Source organism: Snodgrassella alvi, from assembly GCF_002777855.1.
In the GTDB taxonomy this organism is placed as follows: domain Bacteria; phylum Pseudomonadota; class Gammaproteobacteria; order Burkholderiales; family Neisseriaceae; genus Snodgrassella; species Snodgrassella alvi_E.
The window spans coordinates 44,461-67,312 of sequence record NZ_MEIK01000015.1; the positions used below are offsets into that span (position 1 = coordinate 44,461).

At 42.7% G+C, this 22,852-nt stretch carries 15 protein-coding genes; 12 read left to right on the forward strand and 3 right to left on the reverse strand.

The features are described from left to right. The first annotated feature begins 242 nt into the window (after window positions 1-242). The 8 genes from BHC43_RS00970 (at window position 243) to BHC43_RS01005 (ending at window position 10,996) form a co-directional block, all read left to right on the forward strand. The gene (locus BHC43_RS00970; protein WP_257377961.1) at window positions 243-659 is read left to right on the forward strand and encodes a DUF721 domain-containing protein; all 417 of its coding nucleotides are present in this window, start codon (window positions 243-245) and stop codon (window positions 657-659) included. A gap of 119 nt (window positions 660-778) precedes the next feature. Continuing rightward, window positions 779-1,312 carry a hypothetical protein gene (locus tag BHC43_RS00975; RefSeq protein WP_100156226.1) on the forward strand — a complete coding sequence of 178 codons (534 nt, stop codon included), beginning with the start codon at window positions 779-781 and terminating at the stop codon, window positions 1,310-1,312. Between the two features lie 372 nt (window positions 1,313-1,684). Beyond that, window positions 1,685-4,360 carry a preprotein translocase subunit SecA gene (gene secA / locus BHC43_RS00980; protein ID WP_100156227.1) on the forward strand — a complete coding sequence of 892 codons (2,676 nt, stop codon included), beginning with the start codon at window positions 1,685-1,687 and terminating at the stop codon, window positions 4,358-4,360. 265 nt (window positions 4,361-4,625) lie between these two features. Then, window positions 4,626-5,402, forward strand: coding sequence for a ferredoxin--NADP reductase (locus tag BHC43_RS00985; RefSeq protein WP_100139650.1), 777 nt, complete (start codon window positions 4,626-4,628; stop codon window positions 5,400-5,402). Between the two features lie 111 nt (window positions 5,403-5,513). Continuing rightward, complete coding sequence (locus BHC43_RS00990; protein WP_100156365.1) at window positions 5,514-6,431, forward strand: lysine exporter LysO family protein; 918 nt, start codon at window positions 5,514-5,516, stop codon at window positions 6,429-6,431. Window positions 6,432-7,910: 1,479 nt separating this feature from the next. After that, window positions 7,911-9,179, forward strand: coding sequence for an MFS transporter (locus BHC43_RS00995; protein WP_100139653.1), 1,269 nt, complete (start codon window positions 7,911-7,913; stop codon window positions 9,177-9,179). 21 nt (window positions 9,180-9,200) lie between these two features. Then, window positions 9,201-10,025: an amidohydrolase family protein gene (locus BHC43_RS01000; protein WP_100156228.1), complete on the forward strand. Its 825-nt coding sequence runs from the start codon at window positions 9,201-9,203 to the stop codon at window positions 10,023-10,025. Window positions 10,026-10,444: 419 nt separating this feature from the next. Then, window positions 10,445-10,996, forward strand: coding sequence for a hypothetical protein (locus BHC43_RS01005; RefSeq protein WP_100156229.1), 552 nt, complete (start codon window positions 10,445-10,447; stop codon window positions 10,994-10,996). 272 nt (window positions 10,997-11,268) lie between these two features. Here the strand turns inward: BHC43_RS01005 and BHC43_RS01010 are convergent, their stop codons facing one another. Next, window positions 11,269-12,660 (reverse strand): KAP family P-loop NTPase fold protein, encoded by a 1,392-nt coding sequence (locus BHC43_RS01010; protein WP_100156230.1) that lies wholly within the window; start codon window positions 12,658-12,660, stop codon window positions 11,269-11,271. A 497-nt stretch (window positions 12,661-13,157) separates the two neighbouring features. Between BHC43_RS01010 and uvrB the strand changes: the two genes are divergently transcribed. Then, complete coding sequence (uvrB, locus tag BHC43_RS01015; protein WP_100139657.1) at window positions 13,158-15,185, forward strand: excinuclease ABC subunit UvrB; 2,028 nt, start codon at window positions 13,158-13,160, stop codon at window positions 15,183-15,185. Between the two features lie 68 nt (window positions 15,186-15,253). On the opposite strand, the gene BHC43_RS01020 is transcribed toward uvrB, so the two are convergent. Continuing rightward, the gene (locus BHC43_RS01020; protein WP_144078727.1) at window positions 15,254-15,544 is read right to left on the reverse strand and encodes a hypothetical protein; all 291 of its coding nucleotides are present in this window, start codon (window positions 15,542-15,544) and stop codon (window positions 15,254-15,256) included. A 39-nt stretch (window positions 15,545-15,583) separates the two neighbouring features. Between BHC43_RS01020 and BHC43_RS01025 the strand changes: the two genes are divergently transcribed. Beyond that, window positions 15,584-15,823, forward strand: coding sequence for a hypothetical protein (locus BHC43_RS01025; RefSeq protein WP_100139659.1), 240 nt, complete (start codon window positions 15,584-15,586; stop codon window positions 15,821-15,823). 385 nt (window positions 15,824-16,208) lie between these two features. Continuing rightward, window positions 16,209-17,732 carry a malate dehydrogenase (quinone) gene (gene mqo, locus BHC43_RS01030; RefSeq protein ID WP_100156232.1) on the forward strand — a complete coding sequence of 508 codons (1,524 nt, stop codon included), beginning with the start codon at window positions 16,209-16,211 and terminating at the stop codon, window positions 17,730-17,732. Between the two features lie 1,954 nt (window positions 17,733-19,686). Here the strand turns inward: mqo and BHC43_RS01035 are convergent. Then, a complete protein-coding gene (locus BHC43_RS01035; RefSeq protein ID WP_100156233.1) occupies window positions 19,687-20,169 on the reverse strand; it encodes a hypothetical protein in 483 nt (160 codons plus the stop codon). Between the two features lie 880 nt (window positions 20,170-21,049). On the opposite strand from BHC43_RS01035, the gene BHC43_RS01040 reads away from it, so the two are divergent. After that, window positions 21,050-22,741 (forward strand): glutamine--tRNA ligase/YqeY domain fusion protein, encoded by a 1,692-nt coding sequence (locus tag BHC43_RS01040; protein WP_100156234.1) that lies wholly within the window; start codon window positions 21,050-21,052, stop codon window positions 22,739-22,741. Window positions 22,742-22,852 lie beyond the last annotated feature (111 nt).

Below are 22,852 nucleotides of genomic sequence, written 5' to 3' on the forward strand. Positions count from 1 at the left end.
ATGTGTGTCAGAGTCTGATATCAATGTCCTGATATCTGCGGCTGATTTCGGTATTTTTGATTTCAATATTTATTTTGTATTTTTATTAATTAGTACCTAATATTCATGATATCTTTTAACATAATTTTGAATATAAATTATTATTTTTGAATAAATAAAAACAATCCCAATTGTTATTCAAAGCGATGGCAAATCAAATACCAAAACATTTTATAATGTTACAAGTTATAATTATGTTTATTATGAATATAAACCGGTTTTCAAAAAAAAATCCCCAGCTCAATTTGTTGCTGACACAGTCGGCTCATTGGCAACGCCTAAATACATGCCTTAAAAAGGAACTTCCTAACAGCATGCATCCCCATTTTAATGTTGCTTGTGTGCGAGCAGGCTGTTTAATGGTAATTGCTTATAACAGCATGGCCGCTTCTCGATTGCGCATGGTGTTACCTGCGTTGATACCACAATTACAACTTATTGATGCCACAATTAAGTCCATAAAAATTAAGATAGTGCCACTGGATTCGAAGTTGAAAATAGTTAAACGCGCAAGTCTAGGTCCTATAGCGCGTAATGAATTGGCGCGCTCAGCTGAGGCTTTAAGCCATCATCCTGAGTTGGCAATTGCATTACAGCGCTTAAGTGAAAAAAAAGACTAAAAATCTAAACGTAAACTTTAATTTAATCAGTATTATTAACTGGTTTTAATAGATAAAAAATGTTAAGATAAAAACAATTTAAATTTAATCAATATCATTCATAATGAGAAGGTTGTAATATGAGGAGACATAAAGTAATTATATGTGCCTTACTATTCTTTTTTAATTTAAATCATTGGGCTGCCGTAGCTAAAAGCAATATAGTATCTCCAGAACAATTTAGGGCAGCACTATTATGTAAGGCTGAACCCATAGATGCTCGTGATGCGAATATCGCTAATCAGCTAAAAAAACAAAAAATTGCCGTAAAAGACTATGAAAAAAATGGTCTCATAAATTTAAAATATCGCTTTGCAAAACCATTGTACATTTCAAATGTTAAAGTTTCTGCTATCCGATATCAAGGAGATAGTGGTTCATACTTTTATGCAATAGCAAAAGGTGATATGGCTAAGTTTGCTGAATCTATCGGCGCTAAATCTGTTCCTCGCACATCAAAAGAAACTCTATCATGGGGCGATATAAATCAATATTTTAAATATACTAATCCTGTAACAACATCTCACCCTTATCCAAACATTATTCTTATCGGCCGAGACAAAACTTCAAAACAAGGTGAGTTTTATTTTGGCTGTTTACGCTTTGATTATTGATTTTATTTAATAATCAATAACCTAAATAATAAAATTGTTTACACTCAATTGGATCATTTAAAATGCTTTATTCTGAATTATGTTCTGTAGTTTGTGATCATCGATCGTTATCTATATAGATAAAGCTTTTTATTTTTCTACTTCAGTTTTTACAAACAAATAGTTTTACATCATCTAAACTGCTTGGAAAAAACCAATTTACTATTATATTAACCAGCATAATACGCAACCTTATGCGCCAAACAGGTTTTTTGTTTCCGATAATTGAAACAAGCATGCAATCAGCCGCACAGTAGCACAGAGGCTTGTGTTAAAATTCCCTATTTCATGCTTACTTTTTACTGCGCCCTTTAGGTGCCGGACTATTGATTTATGTTGAAGAACCTGGCAAAAAAAATTCTCGGAAGCCGCAACGACCGGCTTTTGAAACAATATCGTAAAGAAGTATCCAAAATCAATGCCCTTGAACCAACCATTCAGGCACTTAGTGATACTGATCTACAGGCTAAAACAGCTGAATTCAAACAACGTCTGGCCGATGGCGAAAAACTGGACCACCTGCTGGCAGAAGCCTTTGCCGTATGTCGTGAGGCTAGCCGACGCGTACTTGGCATGCGCCACTTTGATGTGCAGCTGATTGGCGGCATGGTGCTGCATCACGGCAAAATTGCCGAAATGCGCACCGGTGAAGGTAAAACACTGGTGGCCACCACAGCTGTGTATCTTAATGCTCTGGCTGGCAAAGGCGTGCACGTCGTTACCGTTAACGATTATCTGGCCGCTCGTGACGCCGGCATCATGCGTCCGCTGTATGAATTCCTTGGCATGTCTGTTGGCATCATTATCAGCAACATGGACCATGAAGATAAAAAAGCCGCTTATCAGGCTGATATCACCTACGGTACCAACAACGAATACGGCTTTGATTATCTCCGCGACAATATGGTCAGCGACTTGAGCGAAAAAGTACAGCGCGAACTCTCATACGCTGTAGTCGACGAAGTCGATTCCATCCTAATTGACGAAGCACGTACTCCACTAATTATTTCCGGTCAGGCCGATGATAACGTCACTCTATATCAGGTAATGAACCAGATACCACCGCAACTAATCGCTCAGAAGACCGAAGAAGGCGAGGGCGATTACTGGGTAGACGAAAAAGGTAGACAGGTCATTCTCAGCGATCAGGGGCATGAGCACGCCGAACAGATTCTCACCAAAATGGGATTGTTAAAAGAGGGCGATTCCCTTTACTCCACTACCAACATCATGCTGATGCACCATCTGATGGCTGCATTGCGTGCCTATACCTTATACCAGCGCGACCAGCATTACGTGGTGCAGGATGGCGAAGTAGTGATTGTAGACGAGTTTACCGGCCGTCTGATGGCCGGCCGGCGCTGGTCTGATGGTCTTCATCAGGCAGTAGAAGCCAAAGAAGGTGTGGAAATCAATAAAGAAAACCAGACACTGGCTTCCATTACTTTCCAGAATTTCTTCCGCCTGTACGACAAACTAGCCGGAATGACCGGTACTGCCGATACCGAAGCATTCGAATTCCAGAATATTTATGGTCTTGAAACCGTTATCATCCCGCCAAATCGCCCGATGATCCGTAAAGACCTAAACGACCAGATTTACCGTTCCATCGAAGAGAAGTTCGAAGCCGTGGTGGCTGATATCAAAGAGCGCCACGCCAAAGGCCAGCCCATACTGGTCGGTACTACCAGTATCGAAAACTCCGAGCTGGTATCCGCATTATTGGATAAAGAGCATTTGCAGCACAATGTGCTCAATGCCAAAGAGCATGCCCGCGAAGCCGACATCATTGCACAGGCCGGCCGCCCAGGCATGATTACCGTTGCCACCAACATGGCAGGCCGCGGTACCGATATCGTACTTGGCGGCAACATCAAGCCGCAAATCGATGCCATTCAGGACGATGAGAGTCTCAGTGAAGCTGCCAAAGCAGAAAAAATTGCCAAATTACAAGAACAATGGCAGCGCGATCATGATGCTGTAATAGCCGCAGGCGGGTTGCACATCATTGGTACTGAACGCCATGAAAGTCGCCGTATCGACAACCAATTGCGTGGCCGCGCCGGCCGTCAGGGTGATGCCGGTTCGAGCCGTTTTTATCTTTCATTTGAAGACCCGCTGCTACGCCTGTTTGCCCTTGACCGTGCCACGGCCATTCTCAATCGCCTCGCGCCTGAACGTGGCGTTGCCATAGAAGCCGGCATGCTGACCCGGCAGATTGAAGGTGCCCAGCGCAAAGTGGAAAACCGCAATTTCGACATGCGTAAGCAAGTACTGGAATACGACGACGTCGCCAACGACCAGCGTAAAGTGATTTACCATCAGCGTGCCGAAATACTGGCTAGCAACGATATCGATGGTCTGATGCAGGAAATTCGTCACGATGCCATCGTGGAAACAGTAGACAGCTTTATCCCGCCCGATAGCATGGAAGAGCAATGGGATATTGCTGGACTGGAGCACAAACTGGCCAGCGATTTCCACATCGAAATTTCCATCAACGATTGGCTAAAAGAAGACAATAGCCTCGACAATGAAAGCATCTGTGAGCGCTTACTAGACATGGTTGAAAAGGATTATGCTTATAAAGTCGAACAGGTTGGCCTTGAAACCATGCGAAGATTTGAACGCGATATCATGCTGCAAATCATCGACAACCGCTGGCGCGAGCATCTGGCCGATATGGATTACCTGCGGCAAGGGATTCATCTGCGCGGATACGCCCAGAAAAACCCCAAACAAGAATACAAACGCGAAGCATTTGAAATGTTTCAGGCCATGTGGAGCAACATACGCAATACCGTAGCCTCATTGCTGATTTCCGTGCGTTTCGAACAGGCGCCGGCAGAAGAAGAGACACCGCCGCAGCAGATGTTTACAGCCGGTGCTGACGACGATGAGGATTACAGCCCCACAGCCATGGAAGCACGCGGCATCATTGTGCGCCGCAACGACCCTTGTCCCTGTGGCAGTGGCCTGAAATATAAATTGTGCCACGGCCGCCTGTAATTTCGACTAAATTATTTCATCATTCACAACAGGCTGTCGGGAAACTGGCAGTCTGTTGCTGTATTGGCAGAAGCTTGTGCTAAATGTTTCATGCCACCTGAAATGATTAAAGTGATTACTCTAAAACCCATTGAATCGCGCATCAAATTGTCTTAAAATTCACACCTTACGCCAGCGCCGACAGCAAAAATGCTTATTCAGACATCAGGCTGGCGTATTTTCGGTTTACGCTAAAAATACCGCTTTCCTTAATCATGGATTATTAATGGCAGCCTACAACACTCAAAAAGTCCTGTCCGTACATCACTGGACAGATGCATACTTCACATTTACCTGCACCCGTGACGAATCTCTGCGTTTTCAGAATGGCCAGTTTGTCATGATTGGCTTGCTGGTAGATGGTAAACCACTAATGCGTGCTTACAGTATTGCCAGTGCCAATTGGGAAGAAGAGCTGGCTTTTTTCAGTATTAAAGTACAGGATGGCCCATTAACCAGTCGCCTGCAACATCTAAAGCCGGGCGATGAAGTGCTCGTTAGCAAAAAGCCCACTGGTACATTGATTGCTGGTGATCTCAATCCTGGTAAAAACCTGTATTTACTTTCTACCGGTACCGGTTTAGCACCGTTTCTCAGTGTCACCAAAGACCCTGATATCTACGAGCAGTTTGAAAAAATTATCCTGATTCACGGCGTGCGCTACCAGAAAGATTTGGCCTATTACGATCACTTCACTACCGAACTGCCTAATCACGAATATCTGGGCGAGATGGTGCGCGAAAAACTGATTTATTATCCGGTGGTATCACGTGAAGACTACATTCATCATGGGCGCTTAACTGATTTAATGAAATCAGGTAAACTTTTCACTGATATCGGTTTACCGCCGATCAATCCCGCCGACGACCGAGCTATGATTTGTGGTAGTCCGGAAATGCTCAAAGATTGCTGTGACACCCTCAATAGCTTCGGGCTATCCATTTCCCCGAAAATGGGGCAGCGCGGTGACTATGTAATCGAGCGCGCATTCGTAGAGCAGTAAAGCTACACCGGACGAATTCGGCAGCAGCCATTGTCAGTCAATGTGCTGCTGATTTTATTTAGTCTGGCAGCCGTACCGTGTTCCTCATTTAACTGCACCTTAACCGCGACTATGCAAAATCTGCTTACTTTGTTCATCATCTTGATTCCGCTGTTTGCCGGATTTTGTATTCCTGTGCCTGCGCGTGCCGTTAGCTGGCTGAATATCGGACTCTCATGGCTGGTGTATTTGATTTTATTTTTGATTGGTCTGTCACTGGCACAAGTGCCTAATCTAGGTGACGAGCTGGCCGTTATCAGCTTTACCGTAGCAGTATTATTTCTCTGCCTTATAAGTACCAATCTATTGCTGTTTATCTGGTTTGACCGCCGTTACCCGTGGCATCTGCAACAGCAGCAGACCGCCACCCCGTCTGGTGATATCAGCATTATGGGTAGCTTAAAACAGGTAGCCTGTCTGCTGCTCGGTTTGACCGCCGGCCACTTTTTTTCTTTTAGCTGGTTAGGCAATCCGCAGGCTGCTGTCAACAAGGCACTGATTATTCTATTGCTGCTGGTGGGAATGCAGTTGCGTAGCTGCGGTATTACCTTGCGACAAGTATTTCTGAATCGCCGTGGTGTGATTTGTGCCATTTTATTCACACTGGCCAGTCTGCTTGGCGGTCTACTGTTTGCGTTGTTGATGCCAAACGTATCCATTAGCAAAGGGCTGGCACTGAGTAGTGGATATGGCTGGTATTCGCTTTCCAGCATTATTATGAGTAAATCCTATGGAGCCGTGTGGGGCAGCATTGCCATGTTCAATGATCTGGCACGCGAATTCTTTGCCCTGCTGTTTATTCCTCTTCTGATGCGACGCTATCCTACTGCTGCTGTCAGCATCGGCGGCGCTACCAGCCTTGATTTCACCCTGCCCGCGATACAGGCTTCCGGTGGAATTAGCGCCGTACCATTGGCCATCAGCTTCGGCTTTATTGTTAACCTCACCGCACCGGTACTAATGGTGTTTTTTTCTTCGTTGAATTTTTAGCGTAAAAATTTTGTTGTTTAGCTCTGCGATTGACCAAAATAGTCGCTGGCCAGAGTGAATCAGTTTCCACGAAAAAGGTGTTTTAGTTCAATGTATTATATGGATATTATCTATTACAATGTCCTTGTCCAACATTATTTGGATTATTTTTAAAGTCCATAAATAATCGCGTAACCCAAAGTTTTTTGTCTAAAAATGACATCTATGGCTAGGTTAATGTTGCATTTAAATACAAAACAAATTACGCCTATATCAATACGACTAATGTGTTTTATATCCCGTTTTTTACCACTCTATCCGTACCAAGAAAAATTATCTTCTTCACATATCCAACATCAAGCTTTTATGAATTGAAGATGATATTAATTGTCGGAAGAAGCTAAATCATATTCACAAGTAAATAAATATCTTTATAGAAAATTTTGTCTAATTTAGGTTTAACTCTTTCTATTAAACTTCAAAACATTTTCTAATTTAAATAACATTTTATTATTAATACTTACCTTGAACGTATATATATTAAATGTTTGTGTCAAAGTTAAAACTATTTATCAAGATTTTATATTTCTGATTATTCATAATAAAACCAGCAATAAGATATTTTAAACTGATAATATTAAATATATATTCTATATATATAATTTACAAAATTATATTTTATAGAATTATATTCAAACAAAACTAATTAAATCCTTTTTTAAAATCATTTATTTTGACAAAACTTATTTTAAGTATTAATATTTTAATGTTGAATTTAATAAATATAATGTAAAAATTGAAATTACAAGCTGTGGGAGAACAGCAACCAGACAGGAGGAACAATCTGCCGGATATCATCCGGCTAGCTATTCCGGCCGCAATAAAAATTGTTGCCTTAAATTTGGAAACAACATACAGGTATCAATCCTGATTTATTGCAATATCATTTAAATTTCACCATTCTCTAGCGGCAGTCAACGGTGACAGAGGAAAGCAAAGCCACAGTGAATATTATTAAATATTAAATTAATGATTTGAATTGGCATTTTATTTTAAATATATAGATTTATGCGCAATTTTTAACGGTATCTAAAAATATGTACGCAAATAGATTGCAACAAATGAAATATCTTCATTAAAATTAAATGAAATTACTTATTCCTAACCATAATTTACAATTACAGCTTCCCGAATTAGACCTGCCGTTGCTCGTGTTTAAGGCGCTGCATAGTATCTGAATGATACTCAGCCTGATTTAATCAATAAAATTCGATGAACCTATACGGTAAGAAAAGAGTTGATTAATAAGTTACTGAGTTTTAAAGATTCGAAAAAATCATTCTGCCTATTTGTTTTAGTTCAAATAAACAAAGCTTTTTTATTGGCTAAAAATGCTGTTAAGAGTAAATTAAAGGCATAAAGTTTTAAAAAAAACTTTAATCTGTAAGAAATTAATCAAAACGATATATTCTCAAAACTAGACAAAGAAAGAGAACCATTATGTTTATGTGGTATAAAAATGTATCAAGAAATGAGAGAAAAACTTTTTGGGCGTGTTTCAGTGGCTGGGCACTCGATGCACTCGAAAATCAGATGTTCGGATTGGTGATTCCCTCATTAATTGCCTATTTTGCCATTACCAAAGGGCAGGCCGGATTACTCAGCAGTGCGACATTAGTTACCTCAGCTTTGGGCGGTTGGTTTGCTGGAGCACTTTCCGACCGCTGCGGACGCGTCCGGACACTGCAAATCATGATTGTGTGGTTTGCATTTTTTACATTTCTGGCTGCATTTGTAACCGATTACCATTGGTTGTTAGCACTCAAAGCCTTACAGGGGTTTGGTATTGGGGGAGAATGGGCTGCCGGTGCTGTACTGATGGCCGAAACTATTTCCAGTCAGTATCGAGGCAAGGTAATGGCTATTGTACAAAGTGCATGGGCTGTGGGATGGGGATTATCCGTAATCTTGTTTTCTATTGTATTCAGTCTGGCACCAGAAAGCATGGCTTGGCGCATTATGTTTGCTGTGGGTCTATTGCCATCGTTACTTATATTTTATGTTCGCCGGCATGTAGAGGAACCGGTCAAGCAGACAGTCGAAACATCAAAAACCGAAGAAAGGCAACCATTAGCTGATGCACTCTTCGGTATTTTTTCACCCAAGCTTATTCGCACCACAGTATTGGGTGGTTTACTAGGACTGGGTGCACATGGCGGCTATCATGCCATTATGTCGTGGCTGCCAACCTTTCTTAAAGAAGAGCGCCATCTTTCGGTACTGAATTCAAGTGGCTATTTGGCCGTGATTATCGTTGCATTCTGGTGTGGCTGTATTGCTAGCTCGGTACTGCTCGACAAAATCGGCCGCCGCTTTAATGTAGCTTGCTTTGCCATCTGTTGTGTAATTACCGTCCGCATTTATCTTTTTGTACCATTGACTAATACCCAAATGCTGTTTCTCGGTTTTCCACTAGGCTTTTTTGCCGCTGGTATACCTTCAAGTCTTGGTGCATTGTTTAACGAACTCTATCCGCAACAGTATCGCGGTGCCGGCGTGGGTTTTTGTTATAACTTTGGCCGCATACTTTCCTCAATCTTTCCGTTTCTGGTTGGTCACATGAGTGCATCTATGTCACTGGGTTCCGCAATCGGTATTGATGCCAGCTGGGCTTATTCAATTGTAGTTATCAGTGTATTGCTACTGCCGGAAACCAAAGGCCGTGATTTAAAGCAGATCAATCAGGATGGTCAGATTTCCGATAAGTAGTATATTAAATAAGGTAAAAAAATGATTCAGCCAACAATCGGCAGAATAGACAGTCATGCACATGTATTTACACTAGATTTGCCGATGGTGGCTTGCCGGCGCTATACACCGGCTCAGAATGCGCCACTGTCTGCTTATCTGGCGCATCTGGATGCGCTTGGCTGCACCCATGGTGTATTAATCCAGCCAAGTTTTCTGGGTAGTGACAATAGCTTTATGCTGCAAGCGATAGCTCAGGCTGCCCCGAGGCTCAGAGGCGTAGCCTGTGTTACTCCAGATATCAGCTTACCCGAATTGGAAGCATTAGACAGAAGCGGCATCGTTGGCATTCGTCTTAATGTTATCGATGGCACCCAGCCGGATCTGAATACTGCTGCATGGCAAGATCTGCTCGAAAAAATCAAATCTCTTAGCTGGCACGTAGAAGTGCATTGCCGCAGCAACAAACTCAGCTCCATTCTGGTGCCACTGCTTAGAAAGCAGATCAATGTAGTAATTGACCATTTCGGCCGGCCATCAGATTGTAATCATAGCCGTGATTACGGTTTTCAGCAGCTATTAGAATGGGGGCACAGTGGGCTGGTGTGGTGCAAAATCTCTGCGGTTTACCGCACCTGTGCTCATGCGGACGAAGGTCATAAATTTTTAGCCGATACTGTACCTAAGCTTGTGGAAAACCTTGGCCATGAGCGCCTGATGTGGGGCAGTGACTGGCCGCATACTCAGTACGAACAGCAGATTAATCCTGAATATTTGACTACACAGCTGAATATATTGTTACAGGATGAAACACTGGCACAGGCCGTACTGTGGGACACTCCGGCTAAGTTTTTTAAATTTATTTAAACCAAATTCAGATTGATACAACTTCTTTTATGTTAAATACATTTTTTGGCACAATGTTAGCAAAAATCTTTATTTTGTTATTAAGTAGCAACTCTTTATTATTTAGACCAATTTTGCAAACAAATAGCGGTGAGGAGCCCTCATTCGGAAAATGATTTAGAACATATTAGAAGACAGGTTTGCTATAAGTTTTGATGTATAAATTGAACAAATATTAGACACTTTTGGTTGTTAAAACAAAGATAGTTATAAACAGTAGCAAAATTGTTTATATATTAATTTTGGCTGTTGGATTAAATTTATGCGATGGGTTAAATCAGGGCAAATGCTCTGAAATTTTATAATTGCGAAGCATATATTGCAGGCTGTATAAAGAAAGTCTGGTTTAATCCACTCATCTACATTAGGAATATTCACATATGAAAAAATACATTTTAGCTTCTGCATTATTATTTGGGCTGTGTTCGGGCGTATTTGCTAAAGGATATAGCTATGATTCCTCTAACATCGAAGACTTACCTGCACAATGTATAACCTTGGAAACGGTTTTATCAACCACCTATAATCAATATAATATGGCTTACAGAGGGCAAAGATCGCTGGCGGATGCTGATAGAGTAGTGGGTACAGAAATTGAAAAAGCCTTTTTAAAAGGCACACCTGATGAGTACCTGCTCAATAAAAATCTACAACAATTTACTATGATTAAAAGAAACGGGCTAGAAAATGAGATTGCTCGAAACAGAATTTACAATCTCACCGGATTGATGACGAGACAGGAATTAATCAACATCGCTAAAAAAATGAAAAAGAAAGCAATGAATGGTGGTTTGACTGATAAAGATTATCGTATGTATGATGAATCGGTAATTAACGATTGCCTTGCCAGAGTGAAAAAACATCCGGAAGGTAATAGCGGTTCAGATTACTATAAAGTTATTGATTATTCAAAACGCAAAGCCGCCAAGTAATATATCCAGCCGCCAAATAGGCGGCTGATTATTTTATTAATAAATGGAAAGCATCAATCCAATATTGGATACCGGTGCTGGCAGCGGGGTAGGTTGGTCGCTGCGGCAATGATGGAGTATTTACTCAAAGATACAAGTACAATCGGCTTTTAGGCTGAGTCTAAACAGATCCTTATTTTGTACATCTTTAGAGCCTTGCAGATATGCTTCATAATGTTTAACTTTGAATGTTTTAAATAAAGTCTTATCAAGAATGCTAATTCAATTTAGAGTTATATATTTGAAAATTCAATTATATTTTTTGGGATTAATAATGAATTAAAATCATATTGAGTTTCCCCAACACTTTTCAAATCTTCTAATAACCTATTTTTTTTGCTTTCATTAAAATCATATTCTTCAATGTACGCTTTAAAAATGGGAGCATCGGAATTAAGCTTAATGCCACTACAAATACTTAACAAAATACATTCTAAGTACTCTATATGATAATTAACATTATCTAATTCTACCGTGTACTTTGCATTAAAATTCTTTAGAATAAGACGAATGATATTGGCTGTATCAAACCTATTCAGACTTTTGTATAATTCTGGTTCCTTTATTTTCAAGATAATAAGTAAAAACACCAGAACAGAATTTTCTTGCATTGTATGGTATTTGGTTTTAATCACAACATTGAGAATATTACAAAAACTCTCCTGTTCTCTTAATGTCAGGTTATATAATCTAATAATCGAATCTAATTTTTTTTGATGATGATATATATGTGTTTCATCATTATTTAAATTTTTATCAAATCCCATTTTTGTAACTAAATATTTGATATAAACAGATCCAACTGGGCTAGGTAATAAATAATCAAAATCAATAAACCGGCGCAGATAGCCATTTACATCCAGTCCTTGCCCATATACCGCCCGAATGGAATGCGCTAGCTGGCTTTTATCTGCGGCCAGTACAAAAATAATATTGTCCACGTTAAACAAATGTTTGGCTTTTTCCAGTACTTGAATTGCAAAATTAGGGCGGCAGCGATCCAGCTCATCAATAAAGATGACCAATGGAGTATCCTTATTCCCATTCGCATAAGAACGAGCGAGTTCGCTGAGGGCTTCTTTGAAATTACCTAGCGTTCTGCGCGATTCTTCATATTGGTTAATTTGTTCTTTTACCAGCGACTCACTTAGGCTGCTCAGTGCTTTGGTTAATTCATCGGTATTTGTTAATCCGCCTGATACCGCTTTAATTCCAAGATTGGCCAGAGTTGGCGCTGTAGCTTTGAGAAAATTTACTACAAATTCATAAATTTTATTGATGGATTTTTCAGCTTCATTTTTGTCCTGTATAGCCAGTTTTTCGGCTGCCAGATCAATCTCTCCAATCAATGCAATCAGCGCATCATCAGTATAATCACTTTCCCAGGCATTAAAATAAATCGTTGGAATAGAGTGTTGAAGCAAATATTTTTCCCACATCCTGATAAAAGTGGTTTTGCCTTGCCCCCAGCCGCCATCAATACACAGCACAATCGATTGTTCAAAGCTGGTGATAAATGTTGTGAGAGTTTCTATATTGTCTTTTCTGTTCAGTACATCGTTCTGAAACGGATTATCATCAGGAATTTCGATTGGTACGCATTTTTTCAGGTTGTTTTCACTCATTTCAGCTTATCCCTTGTAGAAGATTTGTTAGTGGACAGCGGCCACTTGGTTTCATCTGATTTTGTATAGATTATAACTGTTTATGTTGTATACAAGTCCGATATCATTGCATAGGTGAAGCACATTAGCGCAATATAAATATATTAACAGTCAGATAAGCATAAAATATCGAATCAGCTCTGTATTCGGCCACTAAATTCCAGCGGCTTGTTGCAATTAGCTTTGCTAGTAGTAGCGATAAGCAGTACAACAGGCCTTGCATTTCACTTGAGAGTATTAGTTCCATCTAATAAGATGATTTGTAAGAAAATTATTATGAATAGTAAAGTCTGGTCACAGCCGTTGCTGAAATGCCCGATTGCGTTATAAATCCCCTGTGGCTGCTTGCTTTTTGCTATAGATGGCCTTATGTGTAGCTTAAACCGCGCACTGCGGTTTTTTAGCCGTTATGAGCAGTGTCAATTTTTTGGATGAATTTATTTTCAGGTAGCAGACATATGGATGTGATTCAGTATCCCGGTAGTGTATTCAAATTGCACCAGCCGTTTCCACCGGCTGGCGACCAGCCAACGGCAATTGAGGGATTGCTGGAAGGGCTGGATGATGGTTTATCTAGCCAGACTCTGCTTGGTGTAACCGGATCAGGTAAAACCTTTACCATGGCCAACGTTATCGCCCGTAGTGGCCGTCCGGCCATCATCATGGCGCACAACAAAACACTGGCCGCCCAGTTGTACGCAGAGATGCGCGAATTTTTTCCTGAAAACGCCGTTGAATATTTCGTCTCCTACTATGATTACTATCAGCCGGAAGCCTATGTTCCCAGCCGCGACCTCTTTATCGAAAAAGATTCGGCCATCAATGAACACATCGAACAGATGCGCCTGAGCGCCACCAAAAGCCTGATGCAGCGGCAGGATGTTGTGATAGTTGCCACTGTGTCTGCTATTTACGGTATTGGCGACCCGAATGAATACCATCAGATGATTCTGCACCTTAAAGAAGGACAGAAAATCGACCAGCGCGACATCATTGCGCGACTGGTAGCGATGCAATATGAACGCGGAGACATTGACTTTGCGCGTGGCTCTTTCCGCGTACGTGGTGACGTGATTGATATTTATCCGGCTGAAAGCTCCGAGCTGGCACTGCGCGTAAGTCTGTTTGATGATGAAGTTGACCGCATGCAATTATTCGACCCTGTATCCGGCAGCTTGCAACAGCGTGTCGGCCGCTATACGGTATTCCCCTCCAGCCACTATGTCACCCCCCGTGATACGGTACTTCGTGCCTGTGAACACATCAAAGAGGAGCTGGGCGACCGCATTAAATGGTTTACTCACGAGGGGCGGCTGGTTGAAGCCCAGCGCATAGAGCAGCGTACGCGCTTTGATTTGGAAATGCTGTACGAAATGGGTTTCTGCAAGGGTATTGAAAACTATTCTCGCCATTTTTCCGGCAAACCTGAAGGCGAACCGCCACCCACTTTGATGGACTATCTTCCCAAAAACGCACTGATGTTTATCGACGAGAGCCATGTCACCGTCAGCCAGATTGGTGGCATGTATAAGGGTGATGCTTCGCGCAAGCAAAATCTGGTCGATTATGGTTTCCGCTTGCCTTCGGCACGAGACAATCGGCCATTGAAGTTTCACGAATTCGAGCGCGTGATGCCACAGACTATTTTTGTTTCCGCCACACCGGCGAAATACGAAGAAGAGCACGCAGGGCAGGTGGTCGAACAGGTGGTGCGCCCCACAGGTCTTGTTGACCCAGAAATCATCATTCGCCCTGTGGCCACGCAGGTAGATGATTTACTTTCAGAAATCAACATTCGCCGTGAAAAAGGTGAGCGCGTACTCGTCACCACTCTGACTAAACGCATGGCCGAACAGCTTACCGATTACTACGCTGAGTTGGGTGTTAAAGTTCGCTACTTGCACAGCGACATTGATACTGTTGAGCGCGTCGAAATCATCCGCGACCTGCGACTTGGTTTATTCGACGTACTCGTCGGCATCAACCTGCTACGTGAAGGTCTGGATATTCCAGAAGTTTCACTGGTGGCCATACTCGATGCCGACAAGGAAGGCTTCCTGCGTAGCCACCGCAGTCTGATACAGACCATTGGCCGTGCTGCGCGTAACGTCAACGGCAAAGCCATTCTCTATGCCGACAAAATTACCGACTCTATGAAAGCGGCGATAGACGAAACTGAGCGGCGACGTGCCCGCCAGATACAATTCAATACTGAACACGGTATCGTACCGCAGCAGATAAAAAAACAAGTACGTGACCTTATCGATGGTGTGTATCACGACGAAAACGGCGGCAAAGGCCGTGGCCGCAGTAAACTCAAAGTTGGTGAAATCCATACCGAAGACGATGCGGTTAAAGAGATTGCTAAACTCGAAAAAGCCATGCAAGCAGCCGCCCGTGACTTACAGTTTGAAGAAGCAGCCCAGATACGTGACAAAATTCGCGCCATCAAAGAAAACCTGCTCTTCGGCGCCAGTGACACCTGAATGACGAATGTTTCCATTATCGGCCGGTGTATTGCCATCCAATAGTGGTTGGCGCTGCCCGAAAAATACTAAGCTGGCTGTACTCGGAGCATAAAATTTCCGTCCTTAGCGCCACAGGTATATACTAAACTAGCTATCTCTATACGTGCCGGCCGCTGCCGCCCAGCACCGGCACACCATACTGGAGCCATACCATGCAGCTCTCGCACCGCCAGTGCTTGCTGGCTCTGGCCAGACTTCCCGCGCTGCTTCTGCAAACCGCCGCCAGCGTAGTGTGTACCGCAATATTTTGCTCCATCCTCTTCATATGGCGAGTAAGTAGCGAGCTGCCACTGCATCCCGTCAACCTGCTCAACCACAATGATATTCGCCTTATCCTAATATTACTCTGTGGCTGTATGTTGTTTGCTTTTTTACCCTCACTTCTGTCTGCCATCCTCAGTAGCTACCTCAGCCACCACCTGCCACGTCTCATCATCATTGCCGTAGCCGCCGGCACCGCTTTGTTTACTGCCCTGATACAGAACTGGCTGTTTGTCTGGCCGCTAGACTGGCTGCCCCTGCTCCTCAATGCACTGGCGGCCGGACTTAGTGCACTATGCTTTGCCAATGTAAAAATACTAGCAAAAAAACATTAGTTATCAGGCTGTAATCATCTGTACTCTCGCCATTACAGCCGGCTGCTATCGCAAATCTTCAATATCATCATACACATCTGCGGCTACCATTCCTAAGCTGGTGTAGCCATCACCTGCTGTTATCAAAAAATTTCATCGTCATCATAACAATTGTCAAACAACAAAATAATCAACCAGCTAATCGTTGCAAAACCAGCATAGCCGCGCCAGAACTAAATTTACTATTGCTGAGGACAAGTAAAAGTGCTTAAATTAAGCACTTATTATTGTCAATGATTTAAGTCAAAAACACATAAATCACACCAATAGTGAATACTTCTTTGTGCTAACTTCCAGATAAACACCTATCAGAACAACCTGAAGAGAAGAGAGAAGAGTTTGCGTTATGAAAAACACCAAATGCGATAGCTCAGCAGATGTCGTACTCATTGGCGCCGGCATCATGAGCGCAACACTGGGAACATTTCTCAAGGGGTTACAGCCAGACTGGCAAATCAATATCTACGAACGCCTTGCCGATGTAGCCGCCGAAAGTTCCGATGCATGGAATAATGCCGGTACCGGCCACTCAGCCCTGTGCGAACTCAACTATACACCTGAGCTAAAAGACGGCACAGTTGAAGTATCCAAAGCCATCAAAATCATTGAGCAGTTTGAGCTGTCAAAACAGTTTTGGGCCTCACTTGTTGATGCCGGCATGATTTCTGACCCTAGCGAATTCATCCGCAGCGTTCCTCACATGAGCCTCGTGCGCGGTGAAAAGGACGTTGCTTTCCTACGCAAACGCTACGATGCCCTGCAACAATACCGTCTGTTTCAGGACATGCTCTACACCGAAGACAAGCAACAAATCAGTCAGTGGGTACCCCTCATGATGCAAGGACGGGACAACAGTGAGCCCGTTGCCGTCACTTGGTCAGACCTTGGTACCGACGTAAACTATGGCTCTTTAAGCCGCCTCTTAATCAACAACCTTACCGAACACGGTTGTCACCTGCATCTTCAGCACGAAATTATTGACCTCCGGCAGGAAAATGGCCGCTGGGTGCTTGACATCAGAGACCTCTCTACCAATACCCGTCAGCAGGTATCTGCTCGTTTTGTATTTATCGGTGCTGGCGGCGGTTCTTTGCGTTTGCTGCAGAAAAGCCAAATCAATGTCAGCAAGGGCTACGGCGGCTTTCCCGTATCCGGACAATGGCTAGTGTGTAAAAACCCTGAAATTGTCCGCCGCCATAATGCCAAAGTCTATGGCAAAGCCTCCGTCGGTGCTCCACCTATGAGTGTGCCACATCTGGATAAACGCGTGATTAATGGCGAAGAAGCCTTACTTTTCGGCCCTTTTGCCGGCTTTACCACCAAATTCCTCAAACGTGGTTCCTTCAAAGACCTATTCAAAACCCTCAACTTTGCCAATATTCGTCCCATGCTCACCGTTGGCATGCACAACCTCGGCCTCGAACACTATCTCATCCAGCAAGTTAGATTAAGCTTTGCCGACCGCATGAAAGAATTACGCACATTCTATCCTGAAGCTCGAGATGAAGACTGGCAGCTTGCCATCGCTGGCAATCGAGTGCAGGTCATTAAAAACGATCCACTCAAGGGTGGTGTGCTTCAGTTTGGCACCGAGCTGGTAAAATCCGCCGATGGCACTCTTGCCGCTCTTTTAGGAGCCTCTCCCGGAGCCTCCACTTCCGTATCCATTATGCTTGAGTTACTTGAACACTGCTTTCCCGCTCAAGTGGCTGGCGATTGGTCTGCGACCCTACATAAATGGATACCTAGCTATGGACAGAAACTTGAACACAATCCTGAGCTTGTACAGCGCATCCGCGACTGGACCCTCAGGTCGCTAGGTCTGCATATCCCTGAGAGAAACACACCTACTCAGCCTGTCCATTCATAATAAAAACGTTGCCATAAACTACCTGACCAAATTCTAAGAATTTGGTTTTTTTTCATCTGTAGCCTTCATACGTCCCATCACAGCAGCTACTTTAAGTTTTAGTGCTTCGACGTCTGTAATCCCGAAAAGTTTTCCACCGTATTAAGGGGAGGAAATGATTAATAAAAGTTGGTTTTACCATTATATTTAGCGTGTCGGCATCGCCCTGCATTGAGGAAATTGGCCATGACAATACTTGTGTTAGCTAGGCACGTAGAAACTAGGAGCTGACTTGTATTTTGTGATTAGAAAATAAAAAAACCAAATGTGATATAAATTCTAGAAGCCATACAGAAATTGTAAAAGGTAAAGGTATGAAAAAGGGTACACCATACTTATTAGTCAGGGGCACAAAAAGGCAAGCGAAGCAGGCAAAGATAATATCAGCACCAAGCGAGTGGTGTATAAGAATGAAATGTATAAGCAACTCAGTCTTGATGGCATTTAGCCGCCCAGGCTTAGCAAATTTCTCCTCAGCATCGTCAGAAAAATTTATATTGGCAACAAGGGTTGAGATTTAATAGAAGAAAGCCATAAATTGATGGTTAGATACCTGCATGGATTTCATATCGAAAACATGCATTCCGGCATTTTTAATTGACACTGATGTGCCTAAGCAGAGACAGACACTTTCACCACAAAAGATTGAAATAATAAAAAAAGTATTGCTAAGTTTGCTGAATTAGCAGTAATCTCAAAACAGCGTTTCATTAACGCTGACTTCGCCCCCAACGCCATTGCATTGATTTCGGTGCAGTGGCGTTTTATTGTGTATATTGCCAATATCACTCTTTTTTAAACAGATTATAGTGTATTAATGATATTAGTATAATTAGCCTCTTGGCTTATCGCTTTAAATCCTGATTTATCTAAATATATCTTAATGGATAAAATACAAAAAATATCGAATTTAATTTAGCATAATAATATGCCATAGGGTTTTGGGGTGAATATAAGTACTAAAGTAATCAATCTCTATATTAAAGATAACTTTTTTTTCAAAATTTCTAGAATATATTTGAAAATAGATATTTTAAATAAAATATACAAATATAATATTATTTTTCAAATTATCCAGCATATTATTTGCTATCCCAGCTATCATCTCTTGCAATTCGGCTTCAAACCTATTGTCTGAATTACCTTCGGCAAAAACTAATCCTAAATATGCTCATTAAAAGCACTCGTATACGATTGTGAAAATATGTACAGTGATCCAATCAACGACAACTGAATACAGGGTAACAGAGATGGGGATGCTTACGAAGTCTGTAAAAAAATAAATGTGCATTTATCCTTGGTTCTTCTTATCTCTCAGAAAAATGGAAGCAGAAGCATGGTCGCGTATATATCATGAGACGCGCTACAGTATTAAGAGTGGCGGATTAAATGTATGTATTTTTTAATATTTAATGATAAAAAAATGGTTATATTATGCCATATGCTAAAAAATATTGAGCTGATTTTTACCTTATCACTCTCATCACTATCTGCCAGCGATGATTTTGACAGGGTAAAAAATATCACCGTGCATTTTCTGGCTTGTAATCAGATTTTCATTACCTACGGTACTATTAAGAAGTTAGAAATACGCCGATGCATTCTAAGCTATTTGCCAAAAGTTAAAAGCTATGCGCGCCACGACCGAGTCTTAAATCCATGGTTGATTATCGGCGCAATAAAGCCAAGCTCGAAGCCATCAAGAAAGAGGGCGAAAACATCGCGCAGATGATTATACCGGCATATAGAGGAATTATGCCCGCAAGGCAAGCTGCCGACAGTCTCGAATTAGTCTGCAATTTATGCTGACTATGTGACGGTATTGCCACCAGAACCCCCATGGGCTGGCCGTGTGGTACCGGCGTAAAGCTACCTCGCAAAGTCCGACTGATATGCCGTGGCGTAGGCGTATGGTTTAGTTTTCTGTGCGGTGCTGTTTTAGTGCTTTTTGCTGTTGGTGCGAAGCCGGCTGGCTGCTGATAATGTTTTTCTCACTGTTGAGGGCGTTAAATAAGGCACGGAAGTTTTGCACGGTAAAGGGGAAGGGTTTGCGCACACCGGCAGGCGGAATGGTGAATATGGTGTGACCAGGGTTGGTATTTTTAAGGCGGATGATATTTCGAACTGAAGCAAAGATGATGAGGGCAATGCTGAGTAATAACGCGGTTTTAGCAGCGATTCGAATTGTTTTGATACGGTTTTTTCTGCGGATGGTTGCTGCTGGATGGAAGTAATAGTGGCAGACTCGGCTCAGCAGTGAATGAAAAGGTGATGATGTGGTAGCGCTATGCTTAGCGTCAGCAGTGTGGTGATTATTGGGTGCCTGTTGGTTGTAGGTTTTGTGTTGCTGTTGTTTGAGCTGTGGCTTTAGCTTACTGATGTTGTCTGTTGTTCCCATGTTTTGTCCTTTGATGCTGTGCCTGATGTTTTGTCTTACTCGCAATGGATGCAAACAGCGTGGCACAGTGCTGCTTTAATTGAATTAATTGTCGTCCTTATGCTGTAACCTCCAATTTATAGGCTTCGTTTTGAAGCGATAAATTGCAGCGAGCCCAGTATTTTTAGCAGTTTGTTGTTGTGCTGAAGCAGCGTGGATGTAAGTAAGATTTAGTTACTAAAACATAGCGTTAGTATTTTACATTAAACTTTTGTTCTATGCTCGGTATGGTATATGAATTTTGTGTTGGCATTGTGTGCAGTTGGACGGGTAGGTCTATACTTTATTTATTGGTAGGGTCAGCTGCAGGCTGATTGAGGTGTTTCTGGTGTAGGTACTGGCCGGCATTTGGAAAAAGGAAGATACAGCGGTCAGGAATGTTGATTTACTTAAGTGCAACTGCAAAGCTTGTGCTTAAGGCTATCGGCTTGAAGCCGGAAACTGCTGGTGTGGCGGCTGTAAAGCTTTGTGATAATTATTAGTATGTATGCAGGGGTTAATTTTAGATGCTACGTGCTGGAAAATAGGGATGACATCTGCTACGGCATGTTTTCCGGTAGCTGGTTGCTCTGCTATCCGTTTGATTAGCCTAATGCTGACTGAGGTAAAAATGCTATTTGAAAAGCTTAAGTAAGCCGATTACGGGTGTTAAAGTAAAATTTTGTTTGTATTTTGGTTAATTTGGTTTAGTATTTGCCAGACTATTACTAAAATACTTAATCCTTTTTTTATTTAGTATAATTGTATATTGCTTATATAAATTGGGTATATAATTATTACCTTTTGGTTGGTATTTTCAGCCGGTCTGCTGTAAATGCCTTTGCACATATTCAGAATAGCTATGCTTAATAAAGATCAGTTTGCCGATAATCATTTTATCCGTTCTATCATTGAGGAAGACCTGCAAAGCGGCAAGTGCCAGCAGGTGATTACGCGTTTTCCTCCGGAGCCGAATGGTTATTTGCATGTTGGCCACGCCAAATCCATTTGTTTGAATTTTGGTCTGGCTTATATTTATGATGGTTTGTGCAATCTGCGCTTTGATGATACGAATCCTGAGAAAGAATCGGATGAGTATGTGCGCTCGATTAAAGAAGATGTGCAGTGGCTGGGCTTTCAGTGGCATGAGGAACATTATGCTTCTGATTATTTCGAGCGTCTGTATGATTACGCAGTGGCGCTGATTCAGGATGGTAAAGCGTATGTGGATGATCTGGATGCGGAGGAAATGCGCCAGTACCGCGGTACGTTAACTGAGCCAGGCAGAAACAGCCCATATCGCGAACGTTCTGTTGAGGAAAATCTGGATTTGTTTGCGCGCATGCGTGGCGGTGAGTTTCCAGATGGCAGTAAAACGTTGCGATTGAAAATCGATATGGCGGCAGGCAATATCAATCTGCGCGACCCAGTGATTTACCGTATCCGCCGCGTGCATCATCACCGTACTGGTGATAAGTGGGTGATTTACCCGATGTATGATTACACGCATGCGATTTCAGATGCGATTGAAAATATTACCCATTCGTTGTGTACTCTGGAATTCGAATCCCATCGGCCGCTGTACGACTGGGTGGTGGAAAACATTGCTATTGCTCATCAACCTCATCAGTATGAGTTTTCTCGATTAGAGTTGCTGTATTCGATTACGTCCAAGCGCAAGCTCAATCAGCTGGTGGTGCAGGACCATGTTTCTGGCTGGGACGACCCGCGTATGCCTACTATTTCTGGTATGCGTCGTCGCGGCTATACGCCGGAAGGGCTGCGCCTGTTTGCTAAGCGAGTGGGAATTTCTAAAAGTGAAAATGTTGTAGATATGAGTGTGCTCGAAGGAGCCATTCGTGAAGATCTGGAAAGTGTGGCGCCAAGGATGATTGCGGTGTTAAACCCAATTAAAGTGGAGCTCATTAATTTTGATGAAGCAGTGACACAAAGCCGTGAAGCGCCATACCATCCACATCATCCAGAGATGGGTGAGCGTCTGATGCCGCTGAGCAAAACCATTTATATCGAAGCCGATGATTTTGCGTTAGACCCGCCTAAAGGCTGGCAGAGGCTCACACCGGGTGGCGAGGTGCGTCTGCGGTACAGCTATGTGATTAAATGTGAAGAAGTGGTGCAGGATGCATCCGGCCGTGTGGTATCGCTGAAGTGTTCCATCGATCACGAAACGCTGGCTGCCAAGCCGCAAGGGCGCAAAGTAAAAGGGGTGATCCATTGGCTGTCTACGGAGCATGCTGTGTCTGCCAAAGTACGTCTTTACGACCGGCTGTTTACGGTGGAGCGTCCAGATGCAGTACGTGGAGATGATGGTCAGTACCGCGATTTTACTGAATTTCTAAATCCGGCCTCGGTAACGGAAATCGATGCGCTGGTGGAACCAGTGGCGAATACGTTGGCACCGGAAACGCGCTATCAGTTTGAGCGGCTGGGCTATTTTGTTACCGACCGCTATGACCATACGCCGGAAAATCCGGTGTTTAACCGTACGGTTACGTTACGTGATACGTGGCAGGCACAGGCAGAAAAAAAATAATTGTGCCTGTATTCCTGTGTATATAGCCGGCCGATATGGCCGGCTTTTTGGTAAACAGAATCCGCCGGACGGGCAGCCGGTGGCTTGTTAAAATAAGCACAATGCTAAGTT